Origin of the sequence: Microbacterium sp. (assembly GCF_011620665.1) — a bacterium.
GTDB lineage: Bacteria > Actinomycetota > Actinomycetes > Actinomycetales > Microbacteriaceae > Microbacterium.
This window is the reverse complement of sequence record NZ_WOYQ01000069.1, coordinates 70,362-89,797: the sequence shown is the minus strand read 5'-3', so window position 1 is coordinate 89,797 and position 19,436 is coordinate 70,362. Positions and strand designations below refer to the sequence as shown.

Annotated in this window: 18 protein-coding genes and 1 tRNA gene; 16 read left to right on the top strand and 3 right to left on the bottom strand. The window is 67.4% G+C overall.

Annotated elements, in window-relative coordinates; translation table 11 throughout:
* Positions 1 to 33 precede the first annotated feature (33 nt).
* Complete coding sequence (locus QZV81_RS08940; protein WP_292835977.1) at positions 34 to 885, bottom strand: Sir2 family NAD-dependent protein deacetylase; 852 nt, start codon at positions 883 to 885, stop codon at positions 34 to 36.
* Positions 886 to 959: 74 nt separating this feature from the next.
* On the opposite strand from QZV81_RS08940, the gene QZV81_RS08935 reads away from it, so the two are divergent.
* The 7 genes from QZV81_RS08935 (at position 960) to QZV81_RS08905 (ending at position 8,037) form a co-directional block, all read left to right on the top strand.
* Positions 960 to 1,769, top strand: coding sequence for an RNA methyltransferase (locus QZV81_RS08935; protein ID WP_292835974.1), 810 nt, complete (start codon positions 960 to 962; stop codon positions 1,767 to 1,769).
* A gap of 72 nt (positions 1,770 to 1,841) precedes the next feature.
* On the top strand, positions 1,842 to 3,677 hold the full coding sequence (locus QZV81_RS08930) for a DEAD/DEAH box helicase (RefSeq protein WP_292835971.1): 1,836 nt from the start codon (positions 1,842 to 1,844) through the stop codon (positions 3,675 to 3,677).
* A 134-nt stretch (positions 3,678 to 3,811) separates the two neighbouring features.
* Positions 3,812 to 4,852, top strand: a complete 1,041-nt coding sequence (locus QZV81_RS08925) for a VIT1/CCC1 family protein (RefSeq protein WP_292836069.1) — start codon at positions 3,812 to 3,814, stop codon at positions 4,850 to 4,852.
* A gap of 67 nt (positions 4,853 to 4,919) precedes the next feature.
* Positions 4,920 to 5,004, top strand: a tRNA-Leu gene (locus QZV81_RS08920).
* A gap of 10 nt (positions 5,005 to 5,014) precedes the next feature.
* On the top strand, positions 5,015 to 5,386 hold the full coding sequence (locus tag QZV81_RS08915; RefSeq protein WP_292835968.1) for an integrase core domain-containing protein: 372 nt from the start codon (positions 5,015 to 5,017) through the stop codon (positions 5,384 to 5,386).
* Positions 5,387 to 5,876: 490 nt separating this feature from the next.
* Positions 5,877 to 7,169: a M20/M25/M40 family metallo-hydrolase gene (locus QZV81_RS08910; RefSeq protein ID WP_292835965.1), complete on the top strand. Its 1,293-nt coding sequence runs from the start codon at positions 5,877 to 5,879 to the stop codon at positions 7,167 to 7,169.
* 34 nt (positions 7,170 to 7,203) lie between these two features.
* A complete protein-coding gene (locus tag QZV81_RS08905; protein WP_292835962.1) occupies positions 7,204 to 8,037 on the top strand; it encodes an undecaprenyl-diphosphate phosphatase in 834 nt (277 codons plus the stop codon).
* Here QZV81_RS08905 and QZV81_RS08900 read toward each other — a convergent pair.
* Positions 8,031 to 8,897 carry a PAC2 family protein gene (locus tag QZV81_RS08900; RefSeq protein ID WP_292835959.1) on the bottom strand — a complete coding sequence of 289 codons (867 nt, stop codon included), beginning with the start codon at positions 8,895 to 8,897 and terminating at the stop codon, positions 8,031 to 8,033. The two genes, QZV81_RS08905 and QZV81_RS08900, sit on opposite strands and share 7 nt — an antisense overlap.
* Before the next feature lie 103 nt (positions 8,898 to 9,000).
* Between QZV81_RS08900 and QZV81_RS08895 the strand changes: the two genes are divergently transcribed.
* From QZV81_RS08895 to lnt, 9 genes are all read left to right on the top strand, one after another.
* Complete coding sequence (locus QZV81_RS08895; RefSeq protein ID WP_292835956.1) at positions 9,001 to 9,687, top strand: HAD family hydrolase; 687 nt, start codon at positions 9,001 to 9,003, stop codon at positions 9,685 to 9,687.
* Positions 9,684 to 10,700, top strand: coding sequence for a tRNA (adenine-N1)-methyltransferase (locus tag QZV81_RS08890; protein ID WP_292835953.1), 1,017 nt, complete (start codon positions 9,684 to 9,686; stop codon positions 10,698 to 10,700). The genes QZV81_RS08895 and QZV81_RS08890 overlap by 4 nt, the downstream gene beginning before the upstream one ends.
* Before the next feature lie 4 nt (positions 10,701 to 10,704).
* Positions 10,705 to 11,652, top strand: coding sequence for an FKBP-type peptidyl-prolyl cis-trans isomerase (locus QZV81_RS08885; RefSeq protein WP_292835950.1), 948 nt, complete (start codon positions 10,705 to 10,707; stop codon positions 11,650 to 11,652).
* A 49-nt stretch (positions 11,653 to 11,701) separates the two neighbouring features.
* Complete coding sequence (locus QZV81_RS08880; RefSeq protein WP_292835948.1) at positions 11,702 to 12,703, top strand: WYL domain-containing protein; 1,002 nt, start codon at positions 11,702 to 11,704, stop codon at positions 12,701 to 12,703.
* Positions 12,700 to 13,659, top strand: a complete 960-nt coding sequence (locus tag QZV81_RS08875; RefSeq protein ID WP_292835945.1) for a WYL domain-containing protein — start codon at positions 12,700 to 12,702, stop codon at positions 13,657 to 13,659. Before QZV81_RS08880 ends, QZV81_RS08875 begins: the two co-directional genes overlap by 4 nt.
* Positions 13,660 to 13,728: 69 nt before the next feature.
* Positions 13,729 to 13,998, top strand: a complete 270-nt coding sequence (locus QZV81_RS08870) for a twin-arginine translocase TatA/TatE family subunit (RefSeq protein WP_292835942.1) — start codon at positions 13,729 to 13,731, stop codon at positions 13,996 to 13,998.
* 75 nt (positions 13,999 to 14,073) lie between these two features.
* Entirely contained in the window at positions 14,074 to 14,835 is a 762-nt protein-coding gene (gene tatC, locus QZV81_RS08865; RefSeq protein WP_292835939.1) for a twin-arginine translocase subunit TatC, read from the top strand.
* Complete coding sequence (locus QZV81_RS08860) at positions 14,832 to 17,300, top strand: DEAD/DEAH box helicase (protein WP_292835936.1); 2,469 nt, start codon at positions 14,832 to 14,834, stop codon at positions 17,298 to 17,300. The genes tatC and QZV81_RS08860 overlap by 4 nt, the downstream gene beginning before the upstream one ends.
* 65 nt (positions 17,301 to 17,365) lie before the next feature.
* Entirely contained in the window at positions 17,366 to 18,952 is a 1,587-nt protein-coding gene (gene lnt / locus QZV81_RS08855; RefSeq protein ID WP_292835932.1) for an apolipoprotein N-acyltransferase, read from the top strand.
* Between the two features lie 2 nt (positions 18,953 to 18,954).
* On the opposite strand, the gene QZV81_RS08850 is transcribed toward lnt, so the two are convergent.
* Complete coding sequence (locus QZV81_RS08850; protein ID WP_292835929.1) at positions 18,955 to 19,326, bottom strand: RNA polymerase-binding protein RbpA; 372 nt, start codon at positions 19,324 to 19,326, stop codon at positions 18,955 to 18,957.
* Positions 19,327 to 19,436 lie beyond the last annotated feature (110 nt).

Here is a 19,436-nt window from a genome sequence, read left to right as displayed (position 1 = left end):
CGCACGCTGCTGGTGCCCGGCTTTCCCGAGTTCTCAGAGCAGAGCGGGGAGCGCCCTGGCGAGGGTGCGCAGCACCTCGGTCGTGCCGGCATCCACCTTGACCGTTGCGCGCACATCCGCGCGTGTCTGGCCCCGGTTGATGATGACGACCGGCAGCTTTCGCCGGCGCGCGCGCTCGAGGAGGCGGACTCCGGAGTTCACGACCAGAGAAGACCCGGCGATCACGAGTGCCTCGCTCGAGCGCACGAGCTGCTCTGCCTCGTGGAACTTCTCGTTCGGGATGTACTCGCCGAAAAAGACGACGTCAGGCTTCAGCATGCCCGCGCACACAGAGCAGGCCGGCACGATGAATGCGTCGCTCGATGACGGGAGCACGTCGCCGTCGGGGCCCAGCTGGACGTCCTCCGGAACGGTGATCCAGGGGTTTTCGGCCTCGACACGAACGGCGAGGTCGCGCCGATCGAACACCTGCCCGCACTGCGTGCAGAGCACTCGGCGCATCGTTCCGTGCAATTCGACGACGCGGCGACTGCCGGCGCGCAGATGCAGGCCGTCGACGTTCTGCGTGATCACACCGCTCGCGATGCCACGATGCTCCAGATCGGCGAGCGCCGTATGGCCGTCGTTCGGCGAGGAGGCGGCGAACGCACGCCAGCCGAGATGACTTCCCACCCAATAGCGGCGGCGCGCGGATTCGCTCGTCAGGAACTGCTGCGCCGTCATGGGGGTGCGCGTGGGCGCGCCCTTTCCGCGGTAGTCGGGAATCCCGGAATCGGTGGACACGCCGGCGCCGGTCAGGATCGCGATGCGCCGGCCGGCGAGCGCGTCGATCGCGCGGCCGACTGCGGCGGTAGCCTGCGGATCCATCTCGAGCATGGTCGACATCGCATCCCCTCCGGGGCCGAGCCTACGCGTCACGGTTTTCCGGGATGTTTCGGATGCGGTGACACTATGGAGCCATGCCCGTATTCAGGATCGCCCACGCTGCCGACGACCGGTTGGCGGACTACCGCGATCTGACCGACGTCGCGCTCCGGCGCGCGCTCGAGCCCGCGGGCGGACTCTATATCGCCGAATCTGCCAAGGTCATCGCCCGTGCCATGGCTGCGGGGCACCGCCCGCGGTCGGTACTCGTGCAGGAGAAGTGGCTCGATGAGGTGAGCGGACTCGTCGGCGATGCGCCGATCCTGGTCGTAGACGACGAGGTGGCGGAGCAGCTCACCGGCTACCCCGTGCACCGCGGCGCGCTGGCCGCCATGCACCGGCCGGCGCAGCGGGCCATGGCGGATCTCCTCGCGGATGCGCGCCTCGTGCTGATCCTCGAGGACATCGTCGATCACACGAATGTCGGGGCGGCGTTCCGGGCTGCAGCCGGTCTGGGAGCCGACGCTGTGCTCATCAGTCCACGCTGCGCCGATCCACTGTATCGCCGAAGCGTGCGCGTGAGCATGGGCACGGTTTTCCAGGTGCCCTGGACGCGGATGCCGGTGTGGCATGAGGCCCGAAGCATCCTGACTGATGCAGGTATGCATGTGGCGGCGATGGCGCTGACCGACGATGCTGTGGACGTTGATGTCTTCGCCGCGGACAGGCCGGAGCGCGTCGCGCTGATGATGGGTTCCGAAGGCGACGGGTTGTCGCGCCGCGCGCTGTCCGGCGCGGACAGCGTCGTGACGATTCCGATGGCCGGTGGAGTGGACTCGCTCAACGTGGCCTCCGCGGCTGCGATCGCGCTCTGGGCGCTGCGCCCGCCGCGCCGCACACGCTGAACGAGTGCGGCCGGGCGTCGCAGCGCTCCGCTCGAGGCGGGCGTGTCGGTCCCGCGGATAGGCTGGTCCCTCGTGGATGAGGACCAGCAGGGGCATTTCGGCAGTCTTGCCGCCGGGCGGCTGTCGCCCGCATTTCCCCAGCGTGCTCCGTGGGGAACAGCGCAGAATCTCCGCGCCTGGCAGGCCGAAGCCCTCGAGGCGTACTTCGCGCAGGATGGGCCGGACGGCGTCGGTAAAGGCCCGCGGGACTTCCTCGCCGCCGCGACACCGGGTGCGGGCAAGACGACCTTCGCGCTGCGGCTGGCCAGTGAACTGCTACGCCGCGGTGTGATCGACAGGATCGTCGTGGTGTCACCGACTGAGCACCTCAAGACGCAGTGGGCCGATGCTGCGGCCCGGGTGGGAATTCGTCTTGATCCGCGGTTCAGCAACCGGCAGCGTACGCCGGCACGGCACTATCACGGCGTCGCGGTCACGTACGCGCAGGTGGCCGTGAAGGCATCCGTGCATCAGAGGATGGCGATCGAGGCGCGCACTCTCGTGGTCCTTGATGAAGCTCATCATGGCGGCGACGCGCTCAGTTGGGGCGATGCTCTGCGCGAGGCGTATGGGCGAGCGACGCGGCGTCTCCTTCTATCGGGCACACCGTTCCGCAGCGACACTGCGCCCATTCCGTTCGTGGAGTATCACCCGAACGAGAAGGGCATTCGGCTTTCCCGCACGGACTACACGTATGGGTACGGGCGCGCTCTGGCGGACGGCGTCGTCCGCCCGGTGCTGTTCCTGGTCTATGCCGGAAAGATGCGCTGGCGCACGAAAGCGGGTGACGAGCTCGAGGCGCACCTCGGCCAGGACAACACGAAGGACGTGACGGCGCAGGCGTGGCGAACGGCGCTCGACCCCGAGGGGGATTGGATTCCCGCGGTGCTGCGGAGTGCCGACCGGCGGCTCTCGGAAGTGCGCACAGACGTCCCGGATGCCGGGGGACTCGTGATCGCGACGGAACAGACCGCAGCCCGCGCCTATGCCGCAATCCTCCACGAGATCACCGGAGAGCAGCCGGCCGTCGTCCTGTCGGACGACACGGCTGCCTCCGGGCGGATCGAGACGTTCGCCGGGTCGACGGCGCGATGGATGGTGGCCGTCCGGATGGTGTCCGAAGGCGTCGACGTCCCGCGGCTGGCCGTCGGCGTGTACGCCACGAGCGCGTCGACGCCGCTGTTCTTCGCGCAGGCTGTCGGCCGCTTCGTCCGAGCTCGGCGGCGCGGCGAGACGGCGTCGATCTTCTTGCCGAATGTGCCGCAGCTGCTGGCGCTCGCGGGTGAAATGGAGCGCGAACGAGACCATGCGCTGGATCGCGAGAATGACGACGACGGTCTGCTGGACGACGCGCTCCTCGCCGATGCGGAGCGGGAGGAGAAGGCTTCGGAGGAGCTCGATCAGGAGTTCGTGTACCAGGCCCTCGGATCCGTCGCTCACTTCGACCGCGTCCTCTATGACGGGCGGGAGTTCGGCCAGCTCGCTGTTCCCGGCACGCCCGAGGAAGAAGAGTTTCTGGGACTTCCCGGCCTGCTCGAGCCCGAGCACGTGCATGAGTTGCTGATGCAGCGTCAGAGTCGCCAGTCCCGTCACCGCCGCGCGCGGGAGGCGAGTGAAGGAGCCATGGCGACTGAAGTTTCCCCGGGAGCCGTCGATCCGGGTCTGCCGCCCGCGCTCCACCGTACGCTGAAGGAGCAGCGACAGCTTCTCAACAGCCTGGTCGGCTTGTACGCGCGGCAGAGTGGCGAGCCGCACGGCGCGGTGCATGCCGAGCTCCGACGGCTCTGTGGGGGGCCGGAAGTGGCCCGCGCCACGGTCGCACAGCTGCAGGCGAGGATCGAGATTCTCCGCCGGCGCGTGCATTCATGACGCTCGCGCCTTCGGAGCGCCGAAATGCTGGCAAAACCCGTATCCGGAACCTGGGCGAAACACCCGCCGATTAGCGTGGAAGCGTGAGTTCTCCCGGCCCCGCCCAGCCGAGTGCACGCGACCGTCGTCGCTGGATGCGATATCTCGTCGATGAACGCGCCGAGGGTCGCGTGTACCGCGCACTCGCGGAGCGCCGGGCGGGGGAGGAACGAGAGATCCTGTTGGCGCTGGCCCAGGCCGAGCGTCGGCACGAGGAGCATTGGCTGGAACTCCTCGGCGGAGAGCCCGTGCGCCTGCCGCGCGCCAGCACGGGCTCGCGGATGCTGGGCCTGCTCGCCCGCGGATTCGGTTCGATCTTCGTGCTCGCGCTTGCGCAGAACGAAGAGGGCCGCTCTCCCTATCAGAGTGAGCCGTTCGCGACCGCCCGGATGGTGGCGGATGAGCGGATCCACCGCGAGGTGGTCCGGGGCCTCGCCGCCCGCGGCCGCCGCCGTCTTTCGGGCACGTTCCGGGCTGCGGTGTTCGGGGCGAACGACGGGCTCGTCTCCAACCTCGCGCTGGTCCTCGGTATCGGGGCAACAGGGGTCGCACCGCAGTTCGTCCTTTTCAGCGGTATCGCGGGGCTTCTCGCGGGGGCATTGTCGATGGGCGCGGGGGAGTTCGTCTCAGTCCGATCACAACGTGAGCTGCTCGATGCCACCGAGCCGAGCAACTACGCCGACGAGGTGCTGCCCGATCTGGACCTGGATGTGAACGAGCTGGCATTGGTCTATCGCACGCGCGGGATGAGCGCAGCGGACTCGATCGCCGCGGCGCAGCAGGTCATCGCCACGGCGCAGGCCGCGGACCGATCGACTCCGTATGCCCGAGAGCCCGAGCGCGTCGGCGATCACGAGACCGTCGGCAGTGCGCTGGGAGCAGCGGGGTCGAGCTTCCTCTTCTTCGCTTCCGGGGCCATCATCCCGGTGCTGCCGTGGGTGTTCGGTTTGAGCGGCGCTCCGGCCGTGCTCCTGGCGCTGCTGATGGTCGGCGCGGCACTTTTGGCGACCGGCGCCATGGTCGGCCTTCTCTCCGGTGCACCTCCGCTTCTCCGCGGGATCCGCCAGCTCGCGATCGGGTTCGGTGCCGCGGCTGTGACGTATGCGCTGGGCCTGGTGTTCGGTGTGGCGGCCTAGCCGCAATTTCTGGGCGAGCCTCCGGACATGGTAATGTCGATCTTCGGTTGCGAAACCGGAAGCATCTGCGCGGGTGGCGGAATAGGTAGACGCGCTAGCTTGAGGTGCTAGTGCCCGTATAGGGCGTGGGGGTTCAAGTCCCCCCTCGCGCACAGAGTGAAAATGGCCTCTGACCAGGGATTTTATATCTCGGGTCGGAGGTCATTTTCCGTCGAAGTGCTAGAAAAAGTGCCGGACTTCCCCCACCACTTCGACTCCCGCACCGAAGCGCAAGCGTTCTGCGACGGGTTCTTCACCGACTACAACCACGTCCACCACCACTCCGGGATCGGCTGGCACACGCCCGCTTCCGTGCACCAAGGTACCTACGCTGACATCGACGAACATCGGCAGCAGACGCTGAACAGCGCCTGGATCCAGCATCCCGAGCGCTTCGCGCGACGGCCCCGGCCACCACAAATCAGCACCGAGGTCTGGATCAACGAACCAACGAAACAGACGCCCGCCACCACCCCGATCGCAGAAACAGTCTAGAAACCAGCTGTCTCACTTGACTTGACGAATTCCGGGGCGGCAGCCTTGTGACCGGCGACCCACCCGACATCGGTACTCCGGGTTGACCGAACGCGAATCCCAGCGACCCTGTTCCGACGGAGCACGCCGTTAGCAGCCAACTGAATCACCACTGCCGCGAGCAGCAGTACGAATGGGAAAACGACCGCGATCACGACCATGCTTTCAGCCTACGTTTGATCCCCTCTCAACGTCGCCACTTCGGGGTGCCGAAAGTGCTAACTCAGGTGCTAAGAGTCATGCAGGTACACGTAGCGCCGTGTAGTTGTCCACAGGGCTACCCGCCGACTGCCCTGTATTTGCGGGCCTGAACGCCGATTCGTGACCCTGCGCGCGAGGGGGTCGAGGTCAGTTCAAGTCCCCCCTCGCGCACAGATGGAAGAGGGTCCCGAAAGGGGCCCTTTTTCGTGCTTCGAGGATCGATTCACGGTCTCTCCGTTAGCGTGGGGGCATGTCAGAGGATTTGCCCGAGGTCGCACGGCTCGCCCGGGACCTGATCCGCTTCGACACGACGAACTTCGGAGAGGGCCGCGCGAACGGCGAGCGCGAGGCCGCAGAGTACGTCGGCGCCTACCTCGGGGCCTTGGGACTCGTGCCCGAGTACTACGAGCCCATTCCGCGGCGCACGAACCTCATGGCGCGGGTGGTGGGGCAGGACCCCGGCAAGCCCGCGCTCGTGCTCCACGGGCACCTTGATGTGGTCCCGGCGGTGAAGAGCGACTGGAGTGTCGATCCCTTCGCAGGCGAGATCCGCGACGGCATGCTCTGGGGCCGTGGCGCTGTCGACATGAAGAACATGGATGCCATGATTCTCGCCTCGGTGTCAGAGCTTCTGAGGGCAGGAGAACGTCCCGCCCGCGACATCATCGTCGTGTTCTTCGCGGACGAGGAGAACGGCGGCGTCGAGGGTTCGCAGCTGGTCGTCAGCAACCGGCCGGAGTGGTTCGCCGGCGCGACAGAGGCCATCAGCGAGGTCGGCGGCTTCTCGATCGCGGTCGGCGAGCGGCGTGCGTACCTGCTTCAGGTGGGGGAGAAGGCGCTCGTCTGGCTTCGCCTCCGTGCCCGGGGCTCGGCCGGCCATGGCAGCCGATATCACCCGGACAACGCCGTGACACGCCTCGCCGAGGCCGTCGCCGCTCTCGGGCGGACGGCGTGGCCCGTCGAGCTGATGGGAACGACGCGTCAGACGATCGACGGCCTGGCCGCCCTGAGCGGCGCGGACCCGGCAGACCCCGACAGCGTCGCCGACCGGACCGGACCGGCATCCGGCTTTCTGCGATCAACGCTGCGCACCACGACGAACCCGACCGGACTGACCGCCGGTTACAAGCACAATGTCATTCCGGATGCTGCGGTCGCCGCCATCGACGTGCGCACCCTGCCGGGGAAGGAGGAGGCGATCGTCGCTGAGATACAGCGCATCGTGGGGGATGACATCGAACTGGATGTCATTCACCGCGACATCGGTCTGGAAACGCCTTTCTCGGGTGCACTCGTCGCTGCGATGCTCGCCGCGCTGGAGCGGCACGATCCGGGGATTCCGGTGCTGCCTTACCTGATGGGCGGCGGCACCGACAACAAGGCTCTCGCTGCGCTCGGCATCACCGGATACGGCTTCGCGCCGCTGCGCCTTCCCACCGAGTTCGATTTCACCGGTATGTTCCACGGTGTGGATGAGCGCGTCCCGATCGATGCACTCGTTTTCGGTCAGCGCGTGCTCACCGATCTGCTCCGCACATACTGACTGATTCGAACGAGCACACCCGCGAAAGGCCGTCATGCACCTGATCGAGGCGATCATCCTGGGGCTCCTGCAGGGCCTGACCGAGTTTCTGCCGGTCTCGTCGAGTGCTCACCTGCGCATCGCGGGAGAGTTTCTGCCGTCCGCGCAGGACCCGGGGGCGACATTCACGGCAATCACCCAGATCGGCACCGAGCTGGCGGTCCTCGTGTACTTCTGGAAGCGGATAATGCGGATCATCGCGCAGTGGGCGCGCTCGCTCAGCGGCTCAGCCCCGCGCAATGATCCGGACGCACGCATGGGCTGGATCGTGATCCTCGGGACGATTCCGATCGGGGTCCTCGGCTTCCTCTTCCAGGACGTCATCCGCGATTCCTTCCGCAACCTCTGGCTTGTCGCGATCGTGCTCATCGTGTTCGGTCTGCTGCTCGGCGCCGCCGATGCCCTCGGCCGCCGCACGCGGAACGAGGAAGACCTCACCTATCCCCACGGCATTTCCCTCGGGTTGGCTCAGGCGCTCGCACTGATCCCCGGTGTCTCGCGCTCGGGTGCCACGACCACGATGGGCTTGGCGCTGGGGTACACGCGTCCGGCCGCCGCCGAGGTCGCCTTCCTCCTTGCCGTCCCCGCGGTCTTCGGCAGCGGACTGTACGAATTGCTGCAGGCTCTCAGCGACCCGGGGCAGCAGGTCTTCACGCTCGTGGAAACGGCTGCAGCGACCGCTGTCGCCTTCGGTGTCGGGCTCGCAGTGATCGCGTTCCTGATGCAGTACCTGAAGCGCGGCAGCTTTCTGCCGTTCGTGATCTACCGCCTCGTGCTCGGCCTTGCGCTCTTCGCCCTGCTGGGCACTGGCGTGCTGCAGGCCTACTGACGGGGCGGCAGGTCGCGACCGGGCTTGCCCGGCCCCTCGCCGTCGCGCCGAAGGTAGCGCTCGAACTCTTGCGCGATGGCGTCGCCCGAGGCCTCGGGCGAGTCCCACGTGTCACGGGTCTGCTCGAGCTGCCGGATGTAGTCCGTCATCTCCTCGTCGTCGGCGGCGGCCGCGTCGATCGAGATTTCCCAGGCCAGCGCCGCGGCCGGCAGATCATCGCGCGGGAACTCTGCGCCGGTGAGTTCGGAAAGGCGGTCCAGCAGAGCCAGCGTCGCCTTGGGAGACGGGCTGTGGCCGGCGACATAGTGCGGGACCGATGCCCACAGTGCCGCAGACGGGATGCCGGCCTGCTCGGCCGCCAGCGTCAGAACACTCAAGATGCCGACGGGTCCCTCGTACATCGGGCGCTCGAGGCCGAGCGAGGTCCGCAGCTGCTCGTTCTCGCTGCCGGAGAAGATCGAGATCGGGCGAGTGTGCGGCACCTCCGACAGCATCGATCCGAGCGCCACGATCCCGGTGATGTCTTCCGCGAGGGCGGCGTCGATGAGCTCCGCTGCGAAGGCCTGCCACGCGCGCGCGGGCTCGGCACCGGAGAGGATCCACAGCCGGGTGCCGTCGGATTCGATGTTCGGTCGCCACAGCGTCGCCTCGGGCCAGGACAGGGTGCGTGAGCCGTCGGCCTCGAGAGCGATCTGCGGCCGGGTGTACTGATAGTCGAAGTACAGCTCCGGATCGACAGAGAGCACGGCTGTGTACTCGGACCCTTCGCGCAGGCGAGCCACCGCCGACGAGGCCGCTTCGCCGGCGTCATTCCACCCGTCGAAGGCGATCACGAGGACCCGCTGTCCCAGATTGTCCACCGTGCTCCTCACGCCGCGCGAACCGATCCCTTCACGATACGCGAGCGTCTCCGCGCGGGTCTGCACGCAGGGGGCTCGGAGCCGCCGTCGATAGCATGGACCGATGACCTCTTCGCTCCCTGCCGCCGTTTTGTGGGATATGGACGGCACCCTGGTGGATACCGAGGCCTACTGGATGAACGCCGAGACAGCGCTGGTCGAGCGCTTCGGCGGTATTTGGACCCACGAGCAGGCGTTGACTCTCGTGGGCAGTGGCCTGGAAGCCTCGGCCGCCATCCTCCAGGATGCCGGCGTGCGCCTGAGCGTGACCGGCATCGTCGACCACCTGACCGAGCAGGTTATGAACCAGCTGGTGGAGCGAGGCAATCCCCTGCGGCCCGGTGCGGCGAAGCTCCTCGGCGAACTGCGTGCGGCCGGCGTCCCCACTGCCCTGGTCACGATGTCGCTGCGCCGGATGGCGGAATTGGTGGTGTCGGGACTGGATCCGGACTCCTTCGACGTCATCGTGTCGGGTGATGAGGCCACGCGTCCCAAGCCTCATCCCGATCCATACCTCCAGGCGTGCGCGGCGCTCGGAGTCGCTCCGGCTGACGCCGTCGCGATCGAAGACTCGCCGACGGGCGTGGCTGCGGCGGTGGCGGCCGGCATCCCGACGATCGGCGTTCCGCTCTTGGTGTCGCTCGTCGGCACCGGGGCAACCCTTTGGGCAACCCTCGCGGGACGCACGCCCCAGGACCTCGCGGAGTTCCACGCTCACGCGAACACCCACCGCGACGGAGGCCGCGCATGAACACCGATCTGCGACCCAGTGGTCCGTTCCGATGGGGGGACCGGGTTCAGCTGACCGGCCCGAAAGGCCGCCTGCACACCATCACGCTCCGTGAGGGCGGCGCACTGCACACTCATCACGGAGTGCTGAAGCACGATGCGCTCTTCGGCCAGCCCGACGGTTCGGTGCATACGAACAGCGGGGGACACGAGTACCTCGCACTGCGCCCGTTGCTGCGCGACTTCGTGATGTCGATGCCGCGCGGAGCGGCGATCGTCTACCCGAAGGATGCCGCACAGATCCTCGCGTCGGCCGACATCTTTCCGGGGGCCACCGTCGTTGAGGCCGGGGTCGGGTCGGGCGCACTGTCTCTCTGGCTCCTGCGTGCAATCGGGGCCTCCGGGCAGCTGATCTCCTTCGAGCGCCGCGCGGAGTTCGCCGAAGTGGCGCGGGCGAATGTCGAGACTTTTCTGGGACACGAGCCGGAGACGTGGCGGGTGGCGGTGGGAGACCTGGCCGAGGCGCTGCCGCGCGAGGTGGAGCCGGCATCGGTGGACCGGGTCGTGCTCGACATGCTGGCACCGTGGGAGTGCATCGATGTCGTCGCTGAGGCACTGACGCCCGGTGGGGTCGTGCTCTGCTACATCGCCACGGCGACGCAGCTCAGCCGCGTCGCCGAGTACTTGCGGGCGACAGGCTTGTTCACGGAGCCCGAAGCCACAGAAACGATGATCCGCGGCTGGCACGTCGAGGGTCTTGCCGTCCGCCCCGATCACCGCATGATCGGGCACACCGGTTTCCTCCTGACGGCACGGCGTCTCGCTCCGGGCGTCGTTGCGCCAGACGTCCGCAAACGCGCGCTGAAGAAGCCGACCTATTCCGACATCGACGTCGACGCATGGACCCCTGGGGCCGTCGGCGACCGCCAGATCACGGACAAGAATCTCCGTAAGCGGGTGCGCGAAGCCCAGCGCGCGGCCGACGGTGCCCGTCTGGCGGCGACCGGTGTCGATCCCGACGACGTCGTAGACTGATCCGGTGCTCCGGATCCCTGCTGCCCTCGCCATCGTCGGCCTGACCGCGCTGGCTCTCGTCGGCTGCTCCGCCGCGGCCCCTGCGGCGTCATGTGAACGGCCTAGCAACGATTCCTCGGTCCTCGATCTTCTCGATGTGTCCGGCGCCGCCGGCGCGCCCGCCGTGCAGGTGAGCTCTCCGGTCTATGTCGACCACACCGTCTTCACCGACGAAACGGTCGGCGAGGGGACGGCCGTCACCTCCGAATCGCAGGATGTCGTCTTCACCGTGGCCATCGCGAACGGCGCGACGGGAGAGACCATCCTGACGTCGGGCACGCAGGTCCTGCCGCTGTCGCAGTGGGTGACGGACTACGCCGGTTTCGGCAAGATGATGATGTGCGCCACGGAGGGTTCGCGCATCGTCGGCGCGATCCCGGCATCAGATCTTTCGGAGGCCGCGGCGTCGAACCTCCGTCTTGCCGAGGGTTCATCCGCGGTCGTCGTGATGGATCTCCAGAAGGTGTATCTCGCCGCAGCGAACGGCGTGCCGGCGTACAACGACCGCAGCGGCATGCCGTCCGTGGTGCTGGCACCGAACGGCACGCCGGGAATCATCGTCCCTGACGCTCCGCCGCCGTCGGATCTCGTCGTAGAGGTGCTCAAGAAGGGCGAAGGAGAGGTGGTCACCGCCGATGACTCCATTCGCATCCACTACACCGGCGTCACGTGGGCCGACCGCGCGGTCTTCGACTCGACGTGGGAGCGGGGCGCGTCGTCCGCAGTCACCCTGGGCGGCGTCATCGACGGATTCGCTCGGGCGCTTGATGAGCAGACCGTCGGGTCGCAGATTCTCGTGGTGATTCCCCCGGAGCTCGGTTACGGTGACCAGCCTGCGGGCGCGATCCCGGCCGGCTCGACACTCGTCTTCGTGATCGACATCCTCGGAGTGGACCCGCCGACGGCCTCCTGATCGCCGCGTCGCAGAGTGCGCCCCTCACCCCGCCGCCTAGGATGGTCGCGTGGCCCAGGAATCGACGCGTATCGCCCCTGAGGAGCGGCTTGTCAACCTGGTGGTCGCGCTCATGGCGACAGAACAGGGGCTGACGAAAGGCACGATCCTGGCCTCGGTCGCCGGGTATCGCGAGCAGAGCGAAACGGGGGCATCCAAGGATGCCCTCGAGAAGATGTTCGAGCGCGATAAGGAGAACCTCCGCGGCCTCGGCATCCCGATCGAGACGATCGGCGACTACACCGATCCGGACGACCTCCGTGACGCGCGTTATCGGATTCCCACGGCCGAGTACGAGCTGCCCGCTGACATCAGCTTCAGCTCTGCGGAGATAGCGGTGCTGAACCTCGCCGGGGGTGTCTGGAGCGAGAGCTCGATGTCGGCCGACGCACGCAGCGGACTGCGCAAGATCCGGGCGCTCGGAATCGACGTCGACGCGCCCATCATCGGCTACTCGCCGCACATCAACCTCCGGGCGCCCTCGTTCGTCCCGCTGCAACGGGCGATCGAGCAAGGCCGCGTCGTCGAGTTCTCGTACCTGAAGGCGGGGGAGGATGCCGCTACCCTCCGCCTCATCCAGCCCCTCGCGCTGCTGGAGTACGAGGCGAGGTGGCACGTGTACGGCATAGACCTCGCGCACGATCAGCCGCGGACGTTCTTGTTGGCTCGGATCGTGTCCGATGTGCGCGTGACGCGCGCAACATTCGACCTCGCCCTCCGCGATGGCGCGGGCGAGCGGGCGCTACTCGGCCTGACTGATCTTGCTGCCCGTCAACTCGCGCTGCTGGAGGTCGAGCCGGGTACCGAGGCTGCGCTGCGCTTGAGCCGCCGCGCACAGCAGGCCGATCAGGGCATCCGCGTGCCCTACGTTGACGTGCACGTCTTCGCCGACGAACTGGCCTCGTACGGTCCCGAGGTCCGCGTCGTCGAGCCCGATGTGCTGCGCGACGAAGTCATCGCCCGCCTTGAGCGCGCCCTCGCGATCCACTCCGACCAGGAGCGCACCGCGTGAGCACACGACCACTGCTGGCCACGGACCGCGCAGCGCTGATTCTGCAGCTCGTACCGTATTTGATCGGGAAGGGCGAGGTCTCACTCGCCGAGGCGGCTGACGCGTTCGACGTCACTCCGGATGAGATGCGGGGGATGGTGGAGAAGCTCACCGTCATCGGTCTGCCCGGCGAGAGCGGATTCTGGCAGATGGCGAACGACCTTTTCGACATCGACTGGGATCTCCTGGACGAACGGGACCTCATCGTCATCACCAACGCCGTGGGTCTGGAGCGCTCGCCTCGCCTGACCGCGCGAGAGGCGGCGGCACTCCTGGCCGGTCTCCAGCTGGCCGCGTCCCTTCCCGGCGTCGGTGACAGCGGCATCGTCCGGGGACTCCTCTCCAAGCTCGCACGCGGCGCGTCCAGTGCGCCGGCCGAACTCATCGTGGCGCCGGACGGCGTCGACGACGTGCGAGAGGCGGTTGCGGCGGCACTCCGTGCGCGGGTTGCGCTCTCATTCACCTACAAGGCTCCCGATTCTCCCGCCACGACGCGCACGGTCGACCCCGTGAAAGTGCACATCGCGAGCGGCCAGTGGTACCTGCAGGGCTGGTGCCACCTCAGATCGGCGATGCGGACCTTCCACCTCGACCGGGTCAGCGATGTACGCCTCACGCAGATCGCCGTCACGCACGCCGAAGAAGCAGTGCCCGACCTCTTCGAGCCGGGTGATTCGGATGTGGTCGCCGACATCCGATATCGCACATCGGCGGCGCCGCTGCTCGCGGACTACGTCGCGGTCGACACGGTCCGGGTCGACTCGGACTTCGAGACCGCGCGGGTGCGGGTCGGCGACGCGCGCAGTCTCAAGCGAGTCGCGACCCGGCTGGGGGGTGAGCTCGAGATCATCGCGCCGCGGGCGGCGCGGCAGTCGGCCGCGGGCTGGGCCGAAGCGGGGCTCGCCCAGTATCGCTGAACCCATGCGCGGGCGCGCGAGGTAGAGTGTTCTTGCGCTCTCTACCTGACACCGTGAAATGAGGATGCAATGGGCAATCTGTTCGCCGGTCCGCACCTGTGGGTCGTGCTGATCGTCATCCTGCTGCTGTTCGGGGCGGCCAAGCTCCCGGCGCTCGCCAAGAGCATGGGACAGTCGGCCCGGATCTTCAAGGGTGAGATCAAGGCCATGAAAGACGACGACGTGCCCGCAGATCCTGCCGTCGCCGGTGTGACGTCGTCGGTCGCCACCGAGGTGCCTTCTCCGGCCGTTCCGCCGGTGGGAACCGGCGCTTCGGCGCCCGAAGCAGCCAAGCCCTAGCGGCTCGTGGCCACGGCCGAGCAGCCACTCACGGCGAAGGAGGGACCGAACAGCGGCCCCCCTAGAGACAAGCGGATGACGCTCGGTGCGCACCTCGTGGAGTTGCGTCGCAGGTTCGTGATCGGCGCTATCGCGCTCGTCGTGGCGATGGTCGTCGCCTTCCTGCTCACCGACTGGATCATCTGGGCGATGACCGAGCCGATCCGCATCGTCGCCGAACAGCGCGGCGAAGATCCCGATGCGATCGTCCGATTGATGTACTCGACGATCACCGGTCCGTTCGACATGCGTCTGCGCATCGCCTTCGTCGTGGGCATCATCCTGTCTGCGCCCGTGTGGCTGTGGCAGATCTGGGCCTTCCTGATGCCCGGACTCACGCGCAAGGAGATCCGCTACACGATCGGATTCGTCGCGGCGGCGGTGCCGCTGTTCTTCGCCGGCTGCTTCGTCGGCTGGTGGGTCATGCCACACATCGTCGAGATCATGGCCACGTTCTCGGCAGACGGCGCAGCGAACCTGTATGAGGCGAAGTACTACTACGATTTCGTCTTCAAGCTCTTGATCGTCGTGGGTATCTCGTTCGTCCTGCCGGTGTTCCTGGTGGCGCTCAACCTCGCCGGCGTGATGAGCGGTATGGCGATCCTCAAAGGATGGAGGGTCGCGATACTCGCGACCGTCGTCTTCGCGGGCCTCGCCACCCCCGCTGCCGACATCGTCAGCATGCTGATCCTCGCGGGTATCTTGATCGTCCTCTTCTTCGCGGCCGCTGGCCTGTCGATGCTCTTCGACCGGCGCAGGGCGAAACGTACGGCCGCAGCACTCGGCGGCGGCGTGTGAGCGACCCTGCCGTGAGCTTCGCGCGGGCCGAGGCGACTCGCACGCATCCGCTCACGGCCGCGTTCGCGGAGGCTCAGCGGTTCGAGCTCGACCCGTTTCAGGTCGCGGGTTGTCACGCGCTCGAAGACGACCGCAGTGTTCTCGTGGCCGCGCCCACCGGCGCCGGCAAGACCATCGTCGGTGAGTTCGCCATTCATCTGGCGATGCTCCAGCCTGGCGACAAAGCCTTCTATACGACACCGATGAAGGCACTGTCCAATCAGAAGTTCCGCGAGCTTCAGGCCGTATACGGAGAGTCTGAGGTGGGTCTGCTCACCGGCGACACCAACATCAACGGCAACGCGCGTGTGGTCGTGATGACGACCGAGGTGCTGCGAAACATGCTCTACGCCGCTTCGCCGGCGCTACACGGTCTGCGCTTCGTGGTGATGGACGAAGTCCACTACCTCGCCGACCGTTTTCGCGGGGCCGTGTGGGAGGAAGTCATCATCCACCTGCCGCCTCCGGTGCGACTGGTGTCCTTGTCTGCGACCGTATCCAACGCGGAGGAGTTCGGCGACTGGCTCGACACGGTGCGCGGCGAGACCGAGGTCATCGTGTCCGAGACACGGCCCGTCCCGCTCGAACAGCACGTGCTCGTGCGCGGCGATCTGCTGCCGCTCTTCGACGACCGGGCGGGGGTCGCCACCGCCCTGGTGAACCAGGAGCTCATGCGCCTGCGATCGCCCACCGGGGCCAACGTCGACACCGACCGGCGCGCAATCGAGGCGCGCCCGCACGGCGGGAACACCTCGCCGCGGAAGAGGACGCATCGCGGCGGGCAGCGCCCGGTGCGTTCGGCCACCATCCACAGACTCGAGCGGTTGGATCGCCCCGAAGTTGTCGAGCTCCTCGCGCGCGCCAATCTTCTGCCGGCGATCTTCTTCGTCTTCAGCCGCGTCGGCTGCGATGCCGCCGTCCAGCAGGTCCGTCGCGCGGGTGTGCGATTGACCAGCCGCGAGGAGCGGGACGAGATCCGCCAGATCGTCGATGAGCGCACGCGTACGCTGGAGGACGAAGATCTCGTCGTCCTCGGCTACTGGGAATGGCGAGAGAACCTGGAGCGGGGCATCGCCGCGCATCACGCGGGACTCTTGCCGGCGTTCAAGGAGGTCGTCGAGGAGCTCTTCCGGCGCAAGCTCGTGAAAGCCGTGTTCGCGACCGAGACCCTCGCGCTCGGCATCAACATGCCCGCGCGGACCGTCGTGCTCGAGAAGCTCGAGAAGTTCAACGGCGAGGCGCGTGTGGCCATCACTTCAGGCGAGTACACGCAGCTGACGGGGCGTGCCGGGCGGCGCGGCATCGACGTGGAGGGACACGCGGTCATCCAGTGGACGGAAGCCCTCGATCCACAGGCGGTCGCGGCGCTGGCGTCTCGGCGCACATACCCGCTGAACTCGAGCTTTCGGCCGACGTACAACATGGCGGTGAATCTCATCGACCGGTTCGGTCGCCCGCGGGCACGTGAGATCCTGGAGTCCTCCTTTGCGCAGTTCCAGGCCGACCGCGCCGTCGTGGGTCTGGCGCGCCAAGTGAAGGATGCCGAGGACTCCCTCGCCGGGTACGAGAAGGCGATGACGTGCGATCGGGGTGACTACGCCGACTTCGCGCGGATGCGGCGTGAACTGTCCGATCTGGAGCGCAAGGGCGATCGTTCGGCGCCGGCGCACCTCCGCAGGCAACGGCAGGAGCAGCTCGAGACGCTCCGGCGCCGACTGCAACGGCATCCGTGCAACAGCTGCCCGGATCGTGAGACCCACGCTCGGTGGGCCGAGCGGTACTGGAAACTGCGCAGGCAGACTGACAAGCTGCGCCAGCAGATCGACGCGCGCACAGGCACCGTCGCCCGCATCTTCGATCAGGTCGTTGATGTGCTTTCGGCGCTGGATTACGTTGCGGTCGACTCGGGCGGCGCCACCAGCCTGACGCCTGCCGGCGCGACGATGAAGCGCATCTACGGCGAACGCGACCTGCTCGTGGCCGAGTCGCTGCGCACGGGAATCTGGACCGAGCTCGACCCCGCGGGCATGGCCGCGCTCGCCTGCTGCCTCGTCTACGAGCCGCGTCGCGATGAGAGCGGTACCGGGGAACATGGGCTGCCACGGGGACCGTTCCGGGCAGCCCTGAACGCGACGGAGGAGCTCTGGGCCCGCCTCGACGATCTCGAGCAGGGAAACCGTCTTCCCGGTTCTGCTCCCGTCGCGACCGGACTGGCCGCCGCGATGTATGCGTGGGCGCGGGGCGGCACGCTCGATCGCGTTCTCGATCAGGCGGATCTGGCCGCGGGAGACTTCGTCCGCTGGACGAAACAGACGATCGACCTGCTCGATCAGCTCTCGATCGTCGCGAACCCGCCGGTCGCGACGATCGCGCGCAAGGCGCTCGATGCCATCCGTCGCGGAATCGTTGCCTACGCGTCGGTGTGAGTGGGTGGACGGAACGCTCGCGCGACGAGACGGAACGTCTCCGTCGCCGCGGTTATGCTCGGGGGGTGCCCGAACGCTCGCGACCCGTGCTGCCACTGTGGGCCGCATCGCTCGCCGCCCTCGCCGGCGGGCTGATTCTCACTCTGGCATTCCCCGCCCTGTCCTGGTGGCCCGTGGTCTTCGTCGCGGTGCCGCTCGCCCTCGTGAGCCTGATCGGTCGACGGGTGTGGGGCGCCGTGCTCGTCGGTTTTCTCTTCGGCGCTGGCCTCTTCTTCGTCAACCTGGGGTTCACGGCGCGCTACCTGGGCCCGATTCCATGGATCGCGCTGTCCGCGCTCGAAGCGGCGTTGACGGCCGCTGCGGCTGTGCCGATCGCTCTCGCATATCGATGGATGCCGCGCTTCGCCCCGAAAACGTGGGGACGGCTCGTCGCACTTCCCGCGCTTGTCGCGTCGCTGTGGGTGGCACGCGAGGAGCTTCTCGGCACGTTCCCGTACGGCGGATTCCCGTGGGCGCGCGTGGCGGTGACTCAGGCGAGTTCTCCGCTGGCAGAGGTCACGTCGTGGACGGGAATGAGCGGGCTTTCCTTTCTCATCGTCGCGGCCTGCGCCGCCGGTATCGAATGGGTGCGTCTCGGTCAGCTTCGACGGGTGTGGGCGCTTGCGCCCACTGTCGGGCTCCTCGTTCTGCTGTTCGCGGTGCCGCAGTTTCCGACAACGGATGCGGGTTCGCTTCGCGTCGGCGCGGTGCAGGGGAACGGTCCCGCAGGGTATTTCGACGAGCGGGAGGCGTACGACGTCTTCCGCGCCCAAGTGGAGGCCACAGAGCCGATTGTGGACGCGGGCGTCGACGTGCTCCTCTGGCCCGAGGGCAGCGTCGACGCCGACCCGACGACGAATGCGTCCGTGGCGAACGCACTCGACGACCTCTCCGAGCGGATCGAGGCGCCGCTACTGATCGGCGCGGTCACCGCGCGGGGGGACCAGTACTTCAATTCCTCATTGCTATGGAGCGGGGATGACGAGGAAAACCCCGTCCGCACCTATGACAAGCGGCATCCCGTGCCGTTTGGGGAGTACGTGCCGAACCGAGACTTCTTCATGTTGCTCGCCCCCGACCTGATCGGGCTGATTCAGCGCGAGTTCACTCCGGGCACGGCCGCTCCCTTCTTCGATGTCGACGGTGTCGGGATCGGACTCGCAATCTGTTTCGACGTCATTTATGACGACGTGATCCGAGAGGGCGCTCAGGCCGGGGCGGAAGTGTTCATGTTCCAGACGAACAACGCCGACTTCCGCGGGACCGACGAGAATCTGCAGCAGCTTGCGTTCGCCCGGATGCGCGCCATCGAGACGGGTCGAGCGGTCGTCAACCTCTCGACCGTCGGCACGAGTCAGGTCATCGATGCAGATGGGTCCACGCTGGACGCGCTGCCGGCCGATGCGCCGGGCGCGATGGTCACCGACGTGCCGCTGCGGACCGGTCTCACGCCCGCTGTCGTGGCGGGGGAGGCGGTCCAGAGCATCCTGGGCTGGGGGAGTGTCACCGCTCTCGCGGCGCTCGGTGTGCTCGTCCGACGTGGTGTGCGGACGCCGAAGACGCCGGCTCCCGAGCCCGGAGGGCAGGGAGCCGGCGTCGACTCAGCGGCGTGAGATCAGGCGCTCAGCCGAGACGTGTCCGCACCGCGCCGCTCACGCAGCAGCGCGAGGCGCTCTTCAAGAAGTTCTTCCAGCTCGTGAACCGTGCGACGTTCGAGCAGCATGTCCCAGTGGGTGCGAGCAACCTTGTCGCCGGAATGATCGATCTCGACCACGCCGTCACCGACGCGGAGGACGGCCTCGGCGCCACAGGTGCGGCATTCCCATGCCTCCGGAAGTTCGGCGTCAGCCGCGAAGGTCATCACGGTCTCGCGTCCGCACTGCGTGCAGACATATGTGTGATTGGCGCGCTCATGAAACACGACGCCTTCCTCGCTCTGTAGGCTGGAAGCGCCGAGTCGAATGCCGCGCAGGCTGCGATCTGCCATCGTGTGGTCCTCTCGTCGTTGTCAGGTATAACGAATTCACCTGTACGCATCATCCGAACGGGGCTCGATCGTCGCGCTTTCACAGGGGATGCTCAGGCCACGGCGGGGCG

What these genes read in the sequence shown, in the direction of transcription:
- QZV81_RS08925 (WP_292836069.1), top strand. Translation starts at nt 3,812, where the DNA reads ATGCGATATCTCGTCGATGAACGCGCCGAGGGTCGCGTGTACCGCGCA.
- QZV81_RS08895 (WP_292835956.1), top strand. Translation starts at nt 9,001, where the DNA reads ATGACCTCTTCGCTCCCTGCCGCCGTTTTGTGGGATATGGACGGCACC.
- QZV81_RS08890 (WP_292835953.1), top strand. Translation starts at nt 9,684, where the DNA reads ATGAACACCGATCTGCGACCCAGTGGTCCGTTCCGATGGGGGGACCGG.
- QZV81_RS08915 (WP_292835968.1), top strand. Translation starts at nt 5,015, where the DNA reads ATGGCCTCTGACCAGGGATTTTATATCTCGGGTCGGAGGTCATTTTCC.
- QZV81_RS08870 (WP_292835942.1), top strand. Translation starts at nt 13,729, where the DNA reads ATGGGCAATCTGTTCGCCGGTCCGCACCTGTGGGTCGTGCTGATCGTC.
- QZV81_RS08935 (WP_292835974.1), top strand. Translation starts at nt 960, where the DNA reads ATGCCCGTATTCAGGATCGCCCACGCTGCCGACGACCGGTTGGCGGAC.
- QZV81_RS08905 (WP_292835962.1), top strand. Translation starts at nt 7,204, where the DNA reads ATGCACCTGATCGAGGCGATCATCCTGGGGCTCCTGCAGGGCCTGACC.
- QZV81_RS08910 (WP_292835965.1), top strand. Translation starts at nt 5,877, where the DNA reads ATGTCAGAGGATTTGCCCGAGGTCGCACGGCTCGCCCGGGACCTGATC.
- QZV81_RS08850 (WP_292835929.1), bottom strand. Translation starts at nt 19,326, where the DNA reads ATGGCAGATCGCAGCCTGCGCGGCATTCGACTCGGCGCTTCCAGCCTA.
- tatC (WP_292835939.1), top strand. Translation starts at nt 14,074, where the DNA reads ATGACGCTCGGTGCGCACCTCGTGGAGTTGCGTCGCAGGTTCGTGATC.
- QZV81_RS08940 (WP_292835977.1), bottom strand. Translation starts at nt 885, where the DNA reads ATGTCGACCATGCTCGAGATGGATCCGCAGGCTACCGCCGCAGTCGGC.